Below are 18,977 nucleotides of genomic sequence, written 5' to 3'. Positions count from 1 at the left end.
GAGTTTCTGTATCACTAGTGGCTAAATCCGCTTTTTATGTCTCAATAAATATTAAGCCAAGATAAGTCACTGTTTTATATAAATATATAAAAATCAGTTGCAGCCCTGATAGATAATTAATATGGAAAACGCTCAAAAAACGCCTAGATATCTTATTGCATTCTTATACTGTAAAACTTCCGGTGATGGCTATTTGGCTGACTTTTTTTTCATTTGAGATAGCTTTGTTACTCGAGGCAAAGACAAAGATAACAGTCAGTGAGGGTCACAACACCAAAGTAGCCAACTAAAAGCTATTTACCTCGGCATCCGTTAAGTAGCGCCACATGCCTAATTCAACATCTAAGTTAATTTCGCCGATTTGCTGGCGATGTAAACCAATCACTTTATTACCAACAGCAGCAAACATTCGCTTAACTTGATGGTACTTACCTTCGGTGATGGTCAGTAATACTTCTTTTTCATTGAGTATTTCTAATTTAGCGGGCAGAGTCAGTTGATCTTCTCCTTGTAACTGTAAGCCAGCTGTAAAGCGCTCAATTAGCTCCGCTGACTTTTCAGATAATATTGCATTACGTAAATTAACGCGGTAAACCTTGGCGCAGTTTTTTTTGGGTGAAATAATATTATGCGACCAACGGCCATCATCGGTAACTAATACTAAACCTGTGGTATCTGCATCTAAACGTCCAGCAATGTGAAGATCAAACACTTTATCCACTTCAATATAATTGAGTAAAGACGGATAAACTTCATCGATATTACTGCAAATAGTATCTAAGGGTTTATGCATCATGATATAACGAGAGGTGCGCGCCGTGAGCGCTTCACCGTTAACAGTAACGCTGTTATTTTCATGCACTTGTGTTGCTGCGTTCTTAATCACCTCACCATTAACTAGAACATCCCCCATTTTTAGCAGTTTCTTCGCTTCACTTCGGGTCAGTTCAGTGCTCTTACATATAAATTTATCAATACGCATGGTTAATTAGGTCAGTGTTTAGTCATTATAAGTATCGCTATTATCCTTCATAGCCAGTAAGAATCAACAAAGAAAAATAAAAAGCCAGTAAGCGAAATCAATTTAACTGATTTTAAAAAGCACTTGTCAGGTTAATAAATCAATATTGCTTTTTTATAAGCTTAAAAAGTGAGCTCAACTCATTAAACACTTACCCTTTTTTATCAGTATTGAAGGTTACGATTTACAGCATAAGATCAGATATCATGCTAACGACATGCCTGCAATTTTATGCCAGTAACCATTACATTCTTCAACACCATTTAGTGGATAATGTTTAGCTTGATTAAGCTGTTCTCTAAAGGTAGATATTTTAGTAAAGGCGTTCACACTGTCTGCACTTATACGGACAATATCGACGCCTATTTCCGCCATATTCGGTACTTCATTAATTAAGTTATATTGATAGCCCGACATTGTTTGTATGCCATTTAGTACAAAAACACGTTCACCTTCACGACTGTTCATTTTCCTGCCTAATGGGTATTTAATACAACAGAGCTCGCAATTGTCTTTAGCTTTGTCTTCAGAACGAGCGGTAAAACAACGAGCAGAATAAGCCAATGGCATATAACCCCAAGCAAAGACTTCACACTCAAATTGTGAACGAACATTATCTTCCTCTGCCTGTAGTAATAATGTTTTTAGCCAATCACCTGATAACTCAACAGGCATAACCCAACGACTCATCCCTTGCTTAATTAAGACTTTCAATGTTGATAAGTTATAACAATTGATTGCTGGACCCACAACAAATGGCATTTTCAACTGATGCATAATTTGTACAGCGCTAAGGTCATTCGCTTCAATAAGCAGGTCGCCATTATCACAAAGTTTTCGCATGGTTTGGATTTCAGCAGGTGACTCAAGTAGGGTCATGGTTGATAGAACGATTTCTTTATCAAGGTCACACGCCAAGTCTTTTGCTAAGCCAATCCAATCTTTGGCACGCAACTGGCGGCGTTTAGAGCAGACTGTTTCACCTAAATAAATAATATCCGCTGCGCTATCTTTAGCTTGTTGATAATAAGCTTCAACTTCAGCTTTGGGCCAAAAAAACTGACTAGGTCCAAGAGAAAATTTCATAGTATTTCCAATTTTTATTATGCTGTTTAAAATAAGGCTATCGTGCAAAGTAAGTTCGTTTAACTGCCGTCATTAATACCTATGCAAATAATGGCAAGCTACGAGCATGGATAAACAAATATTTAGCGTTTACCTTATTGCCATTTACGATGGTAAGCGCCAAGTGTCGTCTGCGTGCCTTCTGAAAGGTTCGCTAAGGTGTTCATCCACGCACCTTCAACAGCAAAATTGTCTGGGTTTTGTTTAAATCGGTCAATGGCACTACGCCATGTTTTAGTAACCTGTTCAACATATGCAGGGCTTCGCTGTCGTCCTTCAATTTTAACTGAAGCGATCCCCATTTTACTGAGATCAGGAATAAGCGCTAAAGTGTTCAAACTGGTTGGCTCTTCAAGCGCATGATAAATATTATTATCAACCTCAAAACGTCCTTTACACAATGTTGGATATCCTGCTTTTTCATTGGGTTGATAACGGTCTATTAGCACACCATTTAAACGACTCTCTAAACCTTTTGTTGTTTCTTGCCAGCGAACATATTTTGCTGGTGAGCAAGCGCCCGCAGTATTTGGTGACTCACCCGTCATATAAGAAGACAAATAGCAGCGCCCTTCCGACATAATACATAAGCTACCAAAAGCAAAGACTTCAAGCTTTACCTGGCTTATTTTTGCTAATTGTCTAACTTGCCCAATCGAGAGTACGCGTGGCAAGACCACGCGTTCAACGGCGAAGTTATTGGCAAAAAAGTTTATTGCTTCAATGTTAGTGGTTGAGGCTTGCACAGAAACATGACGTTCAACATCAGGGTACTTATTCGCAGCATAATCAAGCACGCCCAAATCGGCGATAATCAAAGCATCCGTTCCAATAGCCACGGCGTTATCAACAGCTTTTCGCCATCGATGTTCACCGCCAGCATGAGCAAAAGTATTAATGGCAACGTGTAATTTTTTACCATGACGATGTACATAATCAGCAGCCTTTTCAAGCTTGCCATCATTAAAGTTTAATCCAGCAAAATGACGGGCATTGGTATCATCTTTCATCCCAATATAAACGGCATCAGCGCCATTATCTATGGCAGTTTTAAGTGCAGGCAGGTTACCTGCTGGGCATAAGAGTTCCATAAGGTAGACAATATAATTAATAAGAATAAATGTACGCGAAGTGTAGCGCTAAAAAATTTGTACTTTTTTGACCTGAAATAACTTCTTTGTTTTTAATGCTGTTTGATAATATTTGTCCCTAAACTTGATCTACCCCCAAATAATAAATAAACAATTAGGTAAACTTCTCTTATGACTCCTTTTAAATGTTGCCTCAATTTTGCTTAATATTACTGAATGTTCAAACTTACTTAGCGCTGTAAATATTAAAAGAATCCCGCTAGCCTTTAGGGCTACTGTAGTTACTTTAGTGCCTAAAATATTAAAACCAACGTTAGGTGTCGTACCTTACAGCCTTCAAAAAAAGTTATTGTTGACCGCACTACAATCGGTATTTAAAGAAGCCTTAGCCGACAATGACTTCGCGTTTTTAGAAGATAAATGGCTACATATTTCAGTAACCGACTTGGCATTAAATTGGTTACTCAGCTGTAACAACGGTCAATTAATTATGACCGAAGATAACCAAAGACAAACAGCTGACGTAAGCTTTTCAGCCAGTAGTGATGACTTACTATTAATTGCTGGGCGTAAAGAAGATCCCGATACCTTATTCTTTCAACGACGATTAAAAATTGTCGGTGACACTGAGCTAGGGCTTGAAATAAAAAATTTGATTGATGCGCTTGATCTTGAACATTTGCCCAGTATCGTTCATAACGTGGTTAACTGCCTTGCTATTATTGTCCAACAGACAAAGCAAGAAAGTGATTTAATATAAAGACAAAAACCTCACGTCAATGCCGAATACTCAAATACTGATCCAAGATTAACTTTAAAGATACGGGTAAGTTTTTTCAGAAACTAAATAAACCTTAGTTACACGGCAATTCATTACTTGCTGAACACGTCAAAGAACATTAAAGTTTCACTAATCATATCAATGAGAAACACTATGGAACTTTTACAAGGTTTACTGTTAATTAGTTCAATTCATTTATTAGCTGCCGCTTCACCTGGGCCTGATTTTGTTTTGGTGTCTCAACAAACACTAAGCCATGGCAAAAAAGCCGGTTTTATGTGCAGTATTGGCATTGCACTCGGTTTATCGATACACATAATTTATTCTGCTTTAGGATTAGCTGCTGTTATCGCTAACTCAGCAACAACGCTATGGGTAATTAAGATCTTGGGGGGCTGTTACTTATTATATTTAGGTATTCAGGGACTCCGTGCAAAAGCCTCGACACAAATCAGTAACAAAGCGGATTCAAAACCCTCGGTGAAACGTTCATCTCTCAAAAATATCGGTGTTGGTTTTCTATGTAATGCTTTAAACCCAAAAGCACCGATTTATTTTGTCGCGCTTTTTACCGTGGTACTTTCTCCTGATTTACCGTTATTACACTTAGTTATTTATGGACTTTGGATGATGGCTATTCAACTCGCTTGGTTTTCGTCTGTGGTCGTTTTGCTATCTCAGCCAATAATAAACGAAAAATTTCAACGCTTGGGTCATTGGATAGACCGAATTTTAGGCGGAGCAATGATACTTATTGGCTTAAAAATATTGACCAGTAAAATTAATTAACATCACTGACGAGAGGAATAACTGATGGCGGTAAAAAAATACCAGTCCTTTAGCGAGTTTTATCCATTTTATTTAAGCCAACACCAAAATATTATCTGTCGACGCTTACATTTTATCGGTTCGTCGTTAATAATATTACTGATTATTTATTGTATTAGCTATGCGCTATGGCAAGGCTTATGGTTTATTCCCGTGATAGGTTATGGATTTGCTTGGCTGGGACATGTTTTCTTTGAAAAAAACAAACCTGCCACATTTACCTATCCTTTCTATAGTTTACTCGGCGACTGGGTGATGTTTAAGGATATGTTGACAAGAAAAATTAAATTTTAACTGAATTAAGGCATAACGATAAACACTTGCATTCAAAAAATGCGATAACAAAACCTTAACAATCAGTTAAAACAGCGACTTAGCTATTTTAACTTTAATGTCTACTCCATATTAACCAAGAGTGAAATAGCCAATAACACTAATAACCTGCCTTTTATCGATATTGAACGAGAAGGCAGAAAGTTTTTTGAATGCACTTTATTATATCGCTAACTACCCTATTATAATTATCAAAAAATTAAATTAAGATCCGCTAAGATCACTGCTGCCCTTCTCTGTATATAACAAAATGTAAAATAAACCAATCATGATGTAAAAGATATTTGACACTGGGTGTATTAAATCTTATGCTAACTCATGTCAAATATAGTAGACACAGTGTCAAAATTATCAACCTAGGAAAGCTTATGTCTTACAGAGAAACCAGTATTTTAGTATCACTTTTAATTACCCTCGGTATTTGGAGCAATTATGCATTGGGTGTCGTCAATTTATATCAGCGGCAATTATTCTCGGTAGAGGCTATGTATGGCTTATTGTTTACTGCAGTAATTTATACGATTTTTTTAGAAGTTGTTTTACAAACTATTCTCGCTATTTTTAAGTATAGAGAAGCAAATGATAAAAGTGATGAGCGTGATAAAATAATTTCAAGGCGGGCAAACTCATATGCTTATAAGATATTGTCCTTGGGTGTTTTCTGTGTGACCTTCTATATTCTATTTCCCGCACTATCCAAATTTACTTTTTCAATGCCTGGTTTAGCTAAAGAGTATGAAATTATGCATTTAATTATTGCCTTTTCTTTGCTTGCCGAAATTGTTTGTTCGTCAGTTAAATTAGTTTCTTATCGTCGAGGCTATTAATATGGCTAAAGTTATTACCAATAACATTAGAAAATTGCGCTTTGAACATCAAGAAATGACTCAGCAAAAACTTGCTGATAGCGTTTCAGTCTCTAGGCAAACCATAGTAGCCATTGAAAAAGGAAAATACTCTCCCTCTTTAGAAGTTGCTTTTAAAATTGCAGATATATTTGAACAACCGATAAACCAAGTGTTTATATATCAAGAGCAGCGTTAGCGGATGAAGACTAAGTGGAATAATCCTACCAAAGCACTTGGTCTATTTCATTAAGTAGGTTTTGCGCCGCTTCACTGATCAGCTGAGAAGAGCCAGTTTTAATATGTTTTTCTAATTTTATCGCACTCATTGAAACCAGTGAAAAACCAAACATTTGTGCGGCGCCAGCAATACGATGAGCCAATTCAGCAAGCTTCTCTAATTCATTATTTTTAATATGAAGAATGATATCTTGCTGCTCTAACACTAAATTCGATTTAAATTCTGTCACTAAATCGGACATATCTACGCTTGAAATGGCTTGTTCAGCTGCGCTTTCATCCATTTGTTCACCAAAATATTTAGCTATGGTCGCAATAAATAATTTTCGCTCAATAGGCTTTTTTAAATGTCCATCGAAACCAAGCGCTAAATATTTGTCGACTTCATGAGACATGGCATTGGCAGTTAATGCGACTATGGGGCTAGCGCATCCTTTTTGTCGCAATACTTTAAAAGCCTCAATACCATCCATTTCTGGCATTTGTATATCCATAAGAATGAGTTTAGGTTTGTTTTTTAAACAAAGCTCAACTGCTTCTCGACCATTTTTAGCTGACAATACCTCTAAGCCTAGCGATGTTAATAAACGAGCGATTAATCGGCGATTATCATCATGGTCATCGGCCAGTAATACTTGCCCTTCAAACTTAATATCACTAGCATCTGCAGTGAATGCAGAGGCGATAATTTTAGTGGGAGGAAACTCGGCTAATTGAATCGATTCGAGTTGCTTGCAAGGTAAGACTAAAGTAAAAGTACTGCCCTTATTTAGCGTACTGATAACGGTGATTTTTCCTGACATTAATTTGGCCAATTGCTCTGATAGACATAGACCTAAACCTGATCCACCAAATCGTCGGCTAATGCTGCTGTCGCCTTGAGTAAAGCTGCTAAAGACTTCCTGCAATTGTGTTTCACTCATACCAATACCGGTATCGCTAACCGCAATAGTTAACGCGGCGTTTTTGACCGATATATCAAGAGTAACTGAGCCCTTACTGGTAAATTTAATGGCATTGGAGCATAAGTTAATTAAGATTTGTTTTAAGCGAAAGCCATCAATGGTGAGCATAAACTTGTTTGGCAAGGTGTGTACTATCTGAAATTGTAATCCTTTGACTGTCGCTGATTTAATAAAAATATTAGCAATGTCATGCAAAATAACGTGTAAGTCTTGCTCGACAAGTTCTAACTCTAACTTATTGGCCTCAACGCGACTTAAATCTAAAATATTATTAATAAGCTCTAATAAATGTAAACTATTACCGTGAATTATTTTAACTTCTTTTTGCAGGTAACTTTCATCAACATCACCATTTATTATTGCCTCTGCTTGGCCAATAATTGACGTTAAAGGGGTCCTTATTTCATGGCTCATATTGGCAAGAAATTGACTTTTAATGGCATTAGCTTTGACCAACTCACTGGTTAGAAGCTCTAGCTCTTGAGTACGGTTTTTAACTCGCTCAGATAACTTTAATTTGGCGCGTCTTTCAACATTTCGGTTGAAAATAAATAAGGCCAAAACAATGATAAAACAAGCGGCTACTAAGCTAAAATTACGTTGTTGATCGGCTTGCTCTGTCTCTAATGCCTGAAGTTGCTCATTTTGCTTGAGCTGGCTAACTTCTTGTCTTAATTTGTTAGATTCAAAGTCTGACAATTGACTATTGAGCTGATTGTTCGCTATTTTTCTTGTTCTTTTAATATATTTTTGATGTGTTTCAAAGGCCGCACTTTGCTTGTTTTGTGCCGAATAAATCAACGCCAGCAGCGCCATATTATTCGTCATTTGTTCTTCATGACCAGATTTTTTAGCTATTTCATCAGAGAGCTGTAAGCTTTCATAGGCTTTTTCAACATAGCCCAACGAAAAATCTGCTTGCGCTAGACTATACAAGCCACCCGCATAAGCGGTGTTATGATTTGAAGCTTTAGCCAAGTTTATCGCTTGTGTTGCATACTTAATGGCATTTATTGGCTGGTTCATCATATTATAAAGACCGGCAATATTATGACTAAAAGCCGCTAAATAATAGTCGTTCTTAGATTGTTCAAAATACGCTATTGCCTGTGACAGAAATTTAAGAGATTGCTGATACTCTCCTGAATATTTATAAACAGTGCCCAATTCTCCCTTGGCTTTAGCTAAGGTGAGCTTGTCATCGACAAAAGCAAGCTGTGCAATAACATCGAGATAGAGTTCAATCGCGATATCGTATCTTTTTAAAGTTAAATATAAACCGGCAATGTTATAACGCACATCTATTTTATCTTGCTTAGTACCCAATTTATTGTAGATGCTTTCGGCTAGTTGAAAATTGACTAAGGTTTTACTGGAATTACCCAGATTAATATAAGCCAAGGCAATATTATTATATATCCCAGCCAATGTAAGCGGCTCAAGTGAGTTTATATAATAACTTAATGCGGCTTGAGAAGCGGCTACAGACTCTGGATAATCACCAATTAAATAGTGATATATACCGATCATTTTATTAGCATTAGCGGCTATTTTTTTTAAGTTATTTTCAGTGGCAATTAATTGTATTCGTTGAGCGCTAGCTAATCCTAATCGAAGCTCGGTTAACTGATAGTAACGTTTTTGTTGAATATCTAAGATGTCAATAATTTGCTTGGGAATTAAAGCTGAGCGCGTTAATAATAAAATTGAGTAATCAACCGCTTGCTGATCATCTTCAATTTTTTTAAGAATTTCAATTTCTTGTGATATCTTTTGCTCATCACTGAGCAGGGTATTTTGATCAGCGGCAAGCGCCGCAGACGAAAAAAATGAAGCTTGAACAATAATAACGATAAAAAAGTAGAAAATTCGCTTGAAAGCAATCATTAAGAACAACCAAAACACTTGAATTAAATATGATTTTTATTTTATACCATCTTATTTAATTAAATCCCACAAGTGTTCGGTTATCTATAAAAATTAATCTCAGCGATGGTTGAGTTTTTCTTTGAGTAAAGTCTTAATTTCGGCAAGCTCACGCTCAAGGTTTTCAATTTGTGCTCGGCTAGCCGGCTCTCCACCTTCACCTGATTCGCCATGTTGTTCGGCGCGATAAATTTCATTTTCTTTGCCCATAACTTCTAGAATAGTACCGACCATCATGTTTAAAAAGATAAAAGCCGTTAAGAAAATAAAGGTCAGGTAAAAAATCCAGCTAAGCGGATAAATCGCCATCGTTTCATACATCACATCCGTCCAATCTTCAAAAGTGGCTATACGAAAAAGGGTCAACATCGATATTGAAACATCGCCCCAAAGCTCTTTATTAATATTATTAAAAACCATACTGCCAACTGCAGCATAAATATAAAAAATAACAAACATGAGTAAGGCGATATAGCCCATACGAGGAATAGCTTTGAGCAGCGAATTAATCAGCAGGCGTAATTCAGGTACCATAGAAACTAGACGTAACACCCGAAACACTCTCAACAGCCGTGCTAATAAGACACCTGAGCCACCTGTTGGTATTAAACTACCAATAACAATTAAGGTATCAAAAATATTCCAACCACTTTTGAAGAAATTCTTTTTATCTTGAAAAGCCATAAAACGTATTGATAATTCGATGACAAAAAATACCGTGATAACACTGTCTAAAAAAACCAATATTCTTAATGCTTGCGGGGGCAAGTTATGGGTTTTTGCGCCAATAAGTAATGCTGACATAATAATAACGGCAATAATTGACCATTGAAAAAACGGGCTAGCGTCAATTTTTTTTAGCCGTTCTTGGACACGCACCACATAGGAATTCATAAATAAAGTTCTCTCAAAATAACATTCAACCGTGTTAACGCCGACAAACGGGTTATTACAACGTTCTTATTAAAATAAACGTAGCTTCGGGGGATAATGTCCAAGCTTATCTTGATAACTTTAACAACACCCACACTTTTCATACGTATTTATAATGACATTAATTTAACTTCAACCTATATAGGGGTAATATTTTTGAAAGCAAGTTTATCAGCCATTAGTTGCTAGGTTTACAGTGTTTATATTTTATCAGAAACAAATTTTTAAAAAACCGTTGCTATATGATCTGAACTCGGTAAGCTCATCACCAAATAAAAATAATTTGCATTCAATACTATATGACACACACTAGAGATTCTTTTCATTCCCGTATCGGGTTTGTCTTGGCCGCTGCAGGATCAGCCATTGGTTTAGGCAATATTTGGGGATTTCCAACCCAAGCCGCTAATAATGGCGGTGGTGCTTTTTTATTCGTCTATTTACTCGTGACACTTTTACTCGCCCTCCCCGCTTTGTATGCAGAAATATATATTGGTAACCAGGCGCAAAAAAATCCGGTAGCCGCATTAAAAGAGGCCTGTAAAGACACTTGGCCCAATGTAGGTAAGTATGCCGGCATAATAGGCCTATGTGGCGCTATAATGATGTTAAGCTTTTACACTATCGTCGCTGGTTGGATGTTAGCGCATGCTCTATCAGCATTTACTGAGCTGTTAGGCCTAACTAATATTTCACAGTGGTTAGCCACATCAAGCACCGAACGTAATTTATTATTTACGCCACTTTTTATCTTACTCGGCGCCGCCATTATACATCAGGGCGTTAATGCCGGCATTGAAAAATGGTCAGGGCGTTTAATGCCGTTATTGTTAGTGATGCTAATTGGTTTAATCATTTATATTTTACGCCAACCCGGTGCAGAAAAAGGCTTAGCGTTATATTTAATTCCTGACTTTTCACAGGTGACTAACCCTAAACTCATCATATCAGCAATGGGACAAGCCTTCTTTTCATTGTCTATTGGCGTAGGCGGTATGATGGTGTACGGCTCGTACATGCAAAAAGGTAAAGATATCGGTAAATTAGCCATCTCTATCACCGCACTTGATACTTTTATCGCTTTTATGGCCGGTCTGTTAATCATACCGGCACTTTTTGTTGCTCAAGAAGCCGGAGTTGAAGTTTTCAGTAATAACGAGTTGATTGGTGAAGGACAGTTAATCTTTAAGATATTACCTGAGCTGTTCAATTCAATGGGTAATGTGGGCTTGATTGTCTCAAGCTGTTTCTTCTTGTTGTTATCCATTGCGGCATTAACTTCAACTATTTCTTCAACTGAAGTACCTGTCTCTTATTTAATGGAAGACAAAAGCTTTACTCGTTCAAAAGCGACATGGCTAGTCTCCTTCGTGGTGCTTTGTGCCAGCATGTTGTTAATTGCTTTTTTTGACGAATTATTTGGTTTAGTGATTCGAGCATTAACAACCATATTGCAGCCATTAAGTTGTTTATTCTACTTTATTGTGGTCGGTTGGTTATGGAATAGAGGTAATAAATTACGTGATAAAGCGCTACAAGAAGGCAGGAAGTGGCTACCCATTTGGGGAAATTACCTTCGTTTTGTCTGCCCACTATTGTTAAGTGTGGTTTTTGTTAACGTTGCGATATTAAATTAAGCGTTAATCACTGGCTTACTCCGCATTAATAGAGCCTTTTAACATCAGCCCCTGAAGCAAGTTCAGGGGAGCCGGTACTTTGTGCTCGGTGGCGATTAATAATATCACTGGTCACGTTAACGTCAATAAACAATGCAAGGTTTGCTCAATAATGATGCTTTGCATGAGCGTGGTTCACCTTGCTTGTGAACGATGATTTTTACTGGTCCAGTCTTATACTTGCAAACAATCATCATATTTAGCCCGCTTTAAACACTAACGTTGTTTCGCCCTTTGCTCTTAGCTTTGTATAACGCTTGATCCGAGCACTTTAACGCTTGTTCAAAGCTTTGTTTACTTTCCCGTACTGCAACGCCAATTGAAATAGTGACATTGACCGTTTTAAACTCACTATTTTTGCTTACTTTTTTAGCGTTTCGTTGTTGTTTTGTTTTTCTTTGTGGTTGACGAATGACAATTTTATAGGTTTCAATAGCTTGACGTACCGCTTCTAACTCAGTTAAGGCTTGCTCAATAGTTTTACCAGTAAATACGATGGTAAACTCTTCTCCGCCATAGCGAAATGCTTTCCCTCCCCCTTTAACGTTGCCAATTTTTTTTGCCACTAGTTTTAATACTTGGTCGCCAATATCATGGCCATAGGTATCATTAAACTTTTTAAAATGATCAATGTCTAGCATAGCAAGGGTGTAGTTTCGTCCAAGTGATAAGGCTAACTGATTGAGCGCCCGACGCGATGGTAAGCCCGTTAAGTCATCTCGATAGGCAATAAAATAAGCGTCGACAACAATGACTAACACGAAATACAAACTGAGTAATGCCAGCGTTAAACTTAGCGGTAGCTCAATTAATTGATATTGATAACATAGCCAAAACAGTAAAGAAAGCGCAACGGCTGAAGTCACTAAATCCGCTTTAATCACTGCTCGCCAAACAATAACCATAGTGCATAAAGCTAGTGGTAACTCTAAACGAATAACCTTACTAAAGCCTGCAATATGGGGAAAGGTTTGTACAAAAATGATAATTGGCTCACTCATCGTTAACCAAGCATAACTAATGATAGCCACTAAGGCGATAGCGACTAATCGATAAAGACCATGAATTGAGATAACGCCACGGTCTTTTATCAAAGACAATAAAAGTAAAACACTACAGCCAAATAACGTTAACCAATCACCCTGCTGCAGTAACCAAGTTGACCAAGGCGGTGAAAAAGTAATACTGGCGTAATATAAAAGCCACAATAATGATAAGTAGGCTAACCTGCTACGATTAAAATAACTGGCAAAGACGATCACAACAGCCAAGAACACCACTAATAATTGTTCGACAATCACTACTTGCTTTAGCCAAAAAGCTTGGCTTTTCATCATCAAAAAATAAACTAAAGCAACTGTGCCTAAACTAATAAACAGAGTTTTTAGTCCTTTAATTCTTTGCAACAAGATTAACTCCTTAGATTAAGTTATCGCTAAAGGGTAGAGAAGCAATCAGGTTAAACAACAGGTAGAGCTTGCTCATTATCTATTTTACTGTCTGTACCAGTGGGCTTTTCATCACTTTCATTTTTCAACTCAACCTGTTCAATTTTATCAAAGCGTGACGATATTTTATCTGCAGAGGTATGGATTTGTTTTACGTCACTCGCCGCTTGGTCTATGTGCTTTGCTAAATTGGCAAAACGAGATTTAAAACGACTAAAGTCCTGAGATAAGTGTGAGAGATGCGCTTGAATAACATGTATTTGCTTACGGGTTGCTTCATCTTTTAGTACCGAGCGTGACGTTGTTAATATAGCCATTAACGTGGTTGGCGATGCCAGCCATACTCGTTTTTTATTGGCGTAATCAACTAAATCACCTTGATGTGCATGAATTTCAGCAAAGATAGCTTCTGCAGGAATAAACATAATAGCGCCGTCGGCGGTTTCTTTTTCAATTAAGTATTTAGAACTAATATCGTTAATATGTTTTTTTATGTCGAGTTTAAATTGACGCTCTGCCGATTTTCGATCATGTTCCCCTAATTGGTTATCCAGCATTTTCTTATAGTTTTCTAAAGGGAACTTAGAGTCAATAACGACATTACCGGTTGGCTCAGGTAAAAATAAAATACAATCAGCAATTTTTCCATTTGATAAAGTGTGCTGTAAAGAAAAGTTTTGCTCGGGGATCACGTTGCGAATTAAACTGTTAAGCTGAACTTCGCCAAAAGCCCCCCGCGAACGCTTATCACTTAATACTTCTTGTAAGCTGACGACGTTTGAGGAAAGTTCCGTTATCTTCTTTTGCGCGTCATCAATCAAGGCAAGGCGTTGCAAAATATCATTAAAGGTTTTTGTTGTTTTCTCAAACCCTTCCGCTAAACGTTTCTCTACTTGCCCGCTAATTTCTTTCAAGCGGTTATCGGTAGAGACGGTTAATCCATCAATACGTTTAGCCATTTGCTCACTCGATGCTTGCAATGACTTCGTTAACTCTTCGCGGCTAATGTGCGTCACTCGATTTAGGTGTTCAACAAGTTGATCAACCGATTTTAGCTGATTCTGATTGAAAACGACTTGGTGCTCGTGTAATGCGCGGTGTAACTTTTCACTACTTGCATGTAAACTCGATGACTGCTTCTCACCTTGCTCAGCATGTTGATACAACAGCTTAATTTTAAAGTCAGAGATTTGTTGTTCAAAATAAGTCTTTAACTCAACTTGTTGGTTTGCCAATTGTTGATGATTAAAGCTAGTTTGCTGCTGTTGTTGCTGTTGATATTTATTTGAGACTTCACTATCAACGGTTAATTTTTCAAACAATAGCTGTAACTTTTCATGTTGCAAAGACAACTGTAGTGACATTTTTTTTATTTTAAAAAATACTATAAAGCTGATTAAAAAACACAATACCAATAGAATAACGCTAAACAGCATAAAAATTTCGGTAGGGATTTTCTCTAAAAAAACAAGGAGTTCATCGATAGGCATAAAGTCACATCAGTAACACTGTAAATATTATCAGTATTAAACCATAGAAATATACTCAGGTTAAGTTTATTCTAAGCTTGTTCATTAACAAGTCCATATTTAATAATCATTGATAAGATGAATGCGATCGCCAACTTTATTAAGAATGGTTATTTCTCCATCACACACAGCAACAATCGATTTATCTTCTTTAAATTTTTCCGGAATAATGACCCGCCCACTGGCATTTTCTGCAAATTTTCCAACAAAGTGCATTAACTCAAGTGAATCTTCAATATAATAAATAATAGTAACAGTGCGCAGGTTAGTGTTAGTCATAGTTAATGTTTTCAAAACTTAATTTTATTAATGTTCTTTTAGTATAGACAAAATTTTCAACTTATTATCGTCAATAAAAAAGCGCCCTAAGGCGCTTGTTTTAAAATTATTTGCTTACACAAGCATCAATTAATTTTTTGATTTGGCATCTTGCACTTCAATCTTAGCTTTCCAAATAGCAGGACCCGTGACATGAGCCGACTCTCCTTGGCTATCAACAGCTACAGTGACTGGCATATCTTCAACTTCGAATTCGTAAATAGCTTCCATCCCCATATCTTCAAAAGCAACAACTCTTGCTTTTTTAATAGCTTTTGATACTAAGTATGCAGCACCACCGACGGCCATTAGATAAACTGACTTATGGTTTTTGATGGTTTCAACGGTCTCGGCACCACGTTCAGCCTTGCCGATAGTGCCAAGTAACCCTGTTTCAGAGAGCATCATTTCTGTAAATTTATCCATACGTGTTGCTGTCGTTGGGCCAGCTGGGCCAACTGCTTCATCGCCAATAGCATCGACAGGACCTACGTAGTAAATAAACTTGTCAGTAAAGTCTACTGGTAACTTTTCGCCCTTGGCTAGCATATCTTGAATACGTTTATGGGCAGCATCACGTCCGGTTAAGATAGTCCCGCTCAATAATACAGTTTCACCGGTTTTCCAGCTACTGATATCAGATTTTTTCAAGGTATCAACATTAACACGACGTACGTTTTCACCGACTTCCCAAGTTATTTCTGGCCAATCTTCTAATTTTGGTGGTGTTAAGTTAGCCGGACCAGAACCATCTAAGTGAAAATGAACATGACGCGTTGCCGCACAATTGGGTATCATCACCACAGGTTTTGATGCCGCGTGGGTTGGTGCTGACATAATTTTAATGTCTACAACCGTCGTTAAACCGCCAAGACCTTGTGCGCCAATACCTAATTTATTAACACGTTCGAAAATTTCTAGACGCAGTTTTTCTTCGGCTGTTTCAGCACCACGGTCAATAAGGTCTTGAATATCTACCGGTTCCATTAAACTTTCTTTGGCAAGTACCCCTGCTTTTTCTGCTGTTCCGCCGATACCTATGCCTAACATTCCCGGTGGACACCAACCTGCGCCCATTGATGGTAGTGTTTTAACTACCCAGTCAGCGATTGAATCACTAGGATTTAACATCACCATTTTAGATTTGTTTTCACTACCGCCGCCTTTCGCTGCGATCATGATATCAACGCCACCACCGGCAACCATATCGATATGAACAACCGATGGTGTATTATCTTTAGTATTAATACGCGCGCCAGCGGGGTCTTTTACAATAGAAGCGCGCAATGGGTTGTCTGGATTTAAGTAAGCTCTGCGAGTACCTTCATCAACCATTTGCTGAACTGTTAAGTCAGTTTTGTCCCACTGAACATCCATACCCACTTTAACAAAGCAAGTCACTATGCCGGTATCTTGACAAATAGGACGCTGGCCATGGGCTGACATTCTAGAATTAATTAAGATCTGAGCAATAGCGTCTTTAGCTGCGCTGCTTTCTTCTTTATGATAGGCTTTTTCAAGCGCTTGAATAAAGTCTAAAGGGTGATAATAAGAAATGTACTGTAATGCATCGGCAATACTTTCAATTAAATCTTGTTGTTTAATGATAGTCATGAGGGTCTCTTTTTATGCAGATCGACAGATGTAGTTCAACGGCATTTACCTACTTACCTGAAATTATAGATAAACTAGGGAAGCTGAAAATGGTTGAAAGTTATAAATTTGCAGATATCATACCCTTCTTGTTAACGAGCTTCCACAATATTATCGAGTAAAACCTGTCATGTTCACTATTTCTGCCCAGCATTTTACTGTAGAAAAATCTATCGATGTAAAAGCTTTATTTTCAGCTTTTAGTCATCAACCTTGGGCGATGTGGCTTGACTCTTGTGGTGAACAACAGTCACCTGCCCACGTTGATAGCAACTTTGATATTCTGGTTTGGCAACCCGAAATTACGCTAACTACTCGCGGCGATCAAACTGAAGTACGCTGGTTAAAAGAGGACAAAAAACAAATCAGTCATCAAAATCCATTAACGCTGTTAAAAGAAATTCAACAACAATGCTTCAACAACATAACCGTTGCCACCAGCCACTTACCTTTTAATGGCGGCAGTGTCGGTTACTTTTCTTACGATTTAGGCAGACGTTTTGAGAACTTGCCTCATCAAACAACGCAAGATATAGATTTAGCCGACATGTCGATAGGGCTTTATTTTCAGGCATTAATCTTTGATCACCAAGCTCAACAGTTTTGGTTGGTTTGCCCACAACCACAACGAGAAAGCCTAACAAAAGCAATAAATCAGCAGTTAGCTTTGATAAAGAAAGCCACACAAGTAAAAGAAAAGTTTTCATTAATGACCGACTGGCAGTCGAATATGAGTAAAGCGCGTTATGATGAAAAATTTAAGCGCATACAAGACTACTTATTGTCTGGAGATTGCTACCAAATTAATTTAGCACAACGCTTTAGTGCTCAGTATCAAGGTGATGAATTCGAAGCTTATTGCGCGTTACGTGATAAAAATAAAGCACCGTTTTCTGCTTTTTTACGTTTTGAAAAAGCCAGTATTCTCAGTATTTCTCCTGAACGATTTTTACAAAAAGCAGGGCGTAAAGTACAAAGTAAGCCGATAAAAGGCACTAAACCACGAAGTGATGATGCCGTCATAGACCAACAAAACTCAGTTGATTTACAGCACTCAGAAAAAGACCGTGCCGAAAACTTAATGATTGTTGATTTACTGAGAAATGATATCAGTAAAGTCTGTATTGCTGGCTCGGTAAAAGTTCCTAAGTTGTTTAATATTGAAAGTTTTCCTGCGGTTCATCACTTAGTTAGCACCGTTGAAGGTGAGTTAGCACAACCTTATCAAGCGACTGATTTATTAGCGGCTTCATTTCCTGGCGGTTCAATTACTGGCGCTCCAAAAATAAGAGCCATGGAAATAATTGATGAATTAGAGCCTCATCAACGAAGTATTTATTGTGGTTCTATTGGTTATATTTCTGCTTGTGGCAATATGGACACTAGCATTACTATACGTACCCTACTGTGCGAAAAAAATAACGCGACCAAAGCGAGTATCATTTATTGCTGGGCCGGTGGTGGCGTAGTGGCTGATTCAAAAGTTGACGCTGAATATCAAGAAACCTTTGATAAAGTAAACAAAATATTACCTGTGTTATCAGCGCTTTAACTTATTGTAGTTTTGGTTTTCGCCATTGATGGATTTATAATGAACAAGCATGATTTTTTACAAAACTTTCAATTTTCAACACTTGATGTTTCCCTCCATCAATACCAGCACCTTGGCGCACTAAAACCTGCAGCCGTGTTAATCGCGCTAATAGAAGAGAATAAACAACTCTCTGTTGTGTTAACAAAACGTGCTAGTCATTTAAAACATCATCCTGGGCAAATCAGTTTTCCCGGTGGAAAAATGGAAGACTTTGATACAAGTTTTATTAGCACCGCCATAAGAGAAGCTGAAGAAGAGATTGGTTTAAATAGTAACAACATTAATATTGTTGGCCAATTACTTCCTTATGAAACAATCAGTGGTTATGTGGTTACCCCCATCATTGCTTTTATTGATAAAAAACAAAATTATGTGATCGATAAAAATGAAGTTGCTGAAATATTTCAGGTGCCATTACAACATTTTCTAGATTTTAATAATCACTACATGGTGACCATTGAACGTCATCGCAAACCCTTTTCAATTCACTTTATGCCTTTCGAGCACCATAATATATGGGGCGCAACCGCGGTAATGCTGAAAGATTTGGCCATTCAATTATCTTGACCTTTAAGTTTTTAGTTAATATCAACTATAATTAAACTATTATTGTTTTTCATGGTGGTAGCTTTCAGTTACAATTACCGAAGATAATTCCATCTTTTGATAAT

At 37.5% G+C, this 18,977-nt stretch carries 17 protein-coding genes; 8 read left to right on the top strand and 9 right to left on the bottom strand.

Annotated features, from left to right (window positions below; translation table 11 throughout):
- Positions 1-286: 286 nt before the first annotated feature.
- From H4J56_RS04650 to H4J56_RS04640, 3 genes are all read right to left on the bottom strand, one after another.
- Complete coding sequence (locus H4J56_RS04650; protein ID WP_182215698.1) at positions 287-982, bottom strand: pseudouridine synthase; 696 nt, start codon at positions 980-982, stop codon at positions 287-289.
- Positions 983-1,225: 243 nt separating this feature from the next.
- Positions 1,226-2,107, bottom strand: coding sequence for a U32 family peptidase (locus tag H4J56_RS04645; protein ID WP_182221558.1), 882 nt, complete (start codon positions 2,105-2,107; stop codon positions 1,226-1,228).
- Positions 2,108-2,241: 134 nt separating this feature from the next.
- A complete protein-coding gene (locus tag H4J56_RS04640) occupies positions 2,242-3,237 on the bottom strand; it encodes a peptidase U32 family protein (RefSeq protein ID WP_182258938.1) in 996 nt (331 codons plus the stop codon).
- Positions 3,238-3,526: 289 nt separating this feature from the next.
- On the opposite strand from H4J56_RS04640, the gene H4J56_RS04635 reads away from it, so the two are divergent.
- From H4J56_RS04635 to H4J56_RS04615, 5 genes are all read left to right on the top strand, one after another.
- A complete protein-coding gene (locus tag H4J56_RS04635; protein ID WP_182221559.1) occupies positions 3,527-3,997 on the top strand; it encodes an SCP2 domain-containing protein in 471 nt (156 codons plus the stop codon).
- A 174-nt stretch (positions 3,998-4,171) separates the two neighbouring features.
- The gene (locus H4J56_RS04630) at positions 4,172-4,807 is read left to right on the top strand and encodes a LysE family translocator (protein WP_182244400.1); all 636 of its coding nucleotides are present in this window, start codon (positions 4,172-4,174) and stop codon (positions 4,805-4,807) included.
- 24 nt (positions 4,808-4,831) lie between these two features.
- A complete protein-coding gene (locus H4J56_RS04625) occupies positions 4,832-5,140 on the top strand; it encodes a DUF962 domain-containing protein (protein ID WP_182244399.1) in 309 nt (102 codons plus the stop codon).
- 407 nt (positions 5,141-5,547) lie between these two features.
- A complete protein-coding gene (locus H4J56_RS04620; RefSeq protein ID WP_182221562.1) occupies positions 5,548-6,006 on the top strand; it encodes a hypothetical protein in 459 nt (152 codons plus the stop codon).
- Between the two features lies 1 nt (position 6,007).
- Positions 6,008-6,223, top strand: coding sequence for a helix-turn-helix transcriptional regulator (locus H4J56_RS04615; RefSeq protein ID WP_182221563.1), 216 nt, complete (start codon positions 6,008-6,010; stop codon positions 6,221-6,223).
- 25 nt (positions 6,224-6,248) lie between these two features.
- On the opposite strand, the gene H4J56_RS04610 is transcribed toward H4J56_RS04615, so the two are convergent.
- Positions 6,249-9,116: a response regulator gene (locus tag H4J56_RS04610; RefSeq protein WP_182244398.1), complete on the bottom strand. Its 2,868-nt coding sequence runs from the start codon at positions 9,114-9,116 to the stop codon at positions 6,249-6,251.
- Between the two features lie 99 nt (positions 9,117-9,215).
- Positions 9,216-10,049, bottom strand: coding sequence for an ion transporter (locus H4J56_RS04605; protein WP_182215682.1), 834 nt, complete (start codon positions 10,047-10,049; stop codon positions 9,216-9,218).
- Between the two features lie 338 nt (positions 10,050-10,387).
- Between H4J56_RS04605 and H4J56_RS04600 the strand changes: the two genes are divergently transcribed.
- On the top strand, positions 10,388-11,725 hold the full coding sequence (locus tag H4J56_RS04600; protein ID WP_182215680.1) for a sodium-dependent transporter: 1,338 nt from the start codon (positions 10,388-10,390) through the stop codon (positions 11,723-11,725).
- Between the two features lie 248 nt (positions 11,726-11,973).
- Here H4J56_RS04600 and H4J56_RS04595 read toward each other — a convergent pair whose 3' ends face one another.
- From H4J56_RS04595 to H4J56_RS04580, 4 genes are all read right to left on the bottom strand, one after another.
- Positions 11,974-13,173, bottom strand: a complete 1,200-nt coding sequence (locus tag H4J56_RS04595; protein WP_182258937.1) for a diguanylate cyclase — start codon at positions 13,171-13,173, stop codon at positions 11,974-11,976.
- Positions 13,174-13,223: 50 nt separating this feature from the next.
- Complete coding sequence (locus H4J56_RS04590) at positions 13,224-14,576, bottom strand: DNA recombination protein RmuC (protein ID WP_259366327.1); 1,353 nt, start codon at positions 14,574-14,576, stop codon at positions 13,224-13,226.
- A 225-nt stretch (positions 14,577-14,801) separates the two neighbouring features.
- Positions 14,802-15,020 (bottom strand): TIGR02922 family protein, encoded by a 219-nt coding sequence (locus H4J56_RS04585; protein ID WP_182258936.1) that lies wholly within the window; start codon positions 15,018-15,020, stop codon positions 14,802-14,804.
- 129 nt (positions 15,021-15,149) lie between these two features.
- Positions 15,150-16,673 (bottom strand): fumarate hydratase, encoded by a 1,524-nt coding sequence (locus tag H4J56_RS04580; protein ID WP_182215677.1) that lies wholly within the window; start codon positions 16,671-16,673, stop codon positions 15,150-15,152.
- Positions 16,674-16,842: 169 nt separating this feature from the next.
- Here H4J56_RS04580 and pabB point away from each other — a divergent pair, with 169 nt between their 5' ends.
- A complete protein-coding gene (pabB, locus tag H4J56_RS04575) occupies positions 16,843-18,264 on the top strand; it encodes an aminodeoxychorismate synthase component I (RefSeq protein WP_182215675.1) in 1,422 nt (473 codons plus the stop codon).
- A 39-nt stretch (positions 18,265-18,303) separates the two neighbouring features.
- Positions 18,304-18,873 carry a CoA pyrophosphatase gene (locus H4J56_RS04570; RefSeq protein WP_182215674.1) on the top strand — a complete coding sequence of 190 codons (570 nt, stop codon included), beginning with the start codon at positions 18,304-18,306 and terminating at the stop codon, positions 18,871-18,873.
- Positions 18,874-18,977: the final 104 nt, after the last annotated feature.

Source organism: Colwellia sp. BRX8-4 (assembly GCF_014077345.1).
In the GTDB taxonomy this organism is placed as follows: Bacteria; Pseudomonadota; Gammaproteobacteria; order Enterobacterales; family Alteromonadaceae; genus Colwellia_A.
The sequence above is the reverse complement of the archived record's forward strand: the minus strand, read 5'-3'. Positions and strand labels throughout refer to the sequence as shown.

Excerpts from the sequence above, each read along its gene's own strand:
- H4J56_RS04645 (WP_182221558.1), bottom strand. The coding sequence starts at position 2,107 with ATGAAATTTTCTCTTGGACCTAGTCAGTTTTTTTGGCCCAAAGCTGAA.
- H4J56_RS04585 (WP_182258936.1), bottom strand. The coding sequence starts at position 15,020 with ATGACTAACACTAACCTGCGCACTGTTACTATTATTTATTATATTGAA.
- H4J56_RS04615 (WP_182221563.1), top strand. The coding sequence starts at position 6,008 with ATGGCTAAAGTTATTACCAATAACATTAGAAAATTGCGCTTTGAACAT.
- H4J56_RS04650 (WP_182215698.1), bottom strand. The coding sequence starts at position 982 with ATGCGTATTGATAAATTTATATGTAAGAGCACTGAACTGACCCGAAGT.
- H4J56_RS04625 (WP_182244399.1), top strand. The coding sequence starts at position 4,832 with ATGGCGGTAAAAAAATACCAGTCCTTTAGCGAGTTTTATCCATTTTAT.
- H4J56_RS04600 (WP_182215680.1), top strand. The coding sequence starts at position 10,388 with ATGACACACACTAGAGATTCTTTTCATTCCCGTATCGGGTTTGTCTTG.
- H4J56_RS04610 (WP_182244398.1), bottom strand. The coding sequence starts at position 9,116 with ATGATTGCTTTCAAGCGAATTTTCTACTTTTTTATCGTTATTATTGTT.
- H4J56_RS04580 (WP_182215677.1), bottom strand. The coding sequence starts at position 16,673 with ATGACTATCATTAAACAACAAGATTTAATTGAAAGTATTGCCGATGCA.
- H4J56_RS04630 (WP_182244400.1), top strand. The coding sequence starts at position 4,172 with ATGGAACTTTTACAAGGTTTACTGTTAATTAGTTCAATTCATTTATTA.
- H4J56_RS04620 (WP_182221562.1), top strand. The coding sequence starts at position 5,548 with ATGTCTTACAGAGAAACCAGTATTTTAGTATCACTTTTAATTACCCTC.
- H4J56_RS04640 (WP_182258938.1), bottom strand. The coding sequence starts at position 3,237 with ATGGAACTCTTATGCCCAGCAGGTAACCTGCCTGCACTTAAAACTGCC.
- pabB (WP_182215675.1), top strand. The coding sequence starts at position 16,843 with ATGTTCACTATTTCTGCCCAGCATTTTACTGTAGAAAAATCTATCGAT.
- H4J56_RS04605 (WP_182215682.1), bottom strand. The coding sequence starts at position 10,049 with ATGAATTCCTATGTGGTGCGTGTCCAAGAACGGCTAAAAAAAATTGAC.
- H4J56_RS04590 (WP_259366327.1), bottom strand. The coding sequence starts at position 14,576 with ATGTCACTACAGTTGTCTTTGCAACATGAAAAGTTACAGCTATTGTTT.
- H4J56_RS04570 (WP_182215674.1), top strand. The coding sequence starts at position 18,304 with ATGAACAAGCATGATTTTTTACAAAACTTTCAATTTTCAACACTTGAT.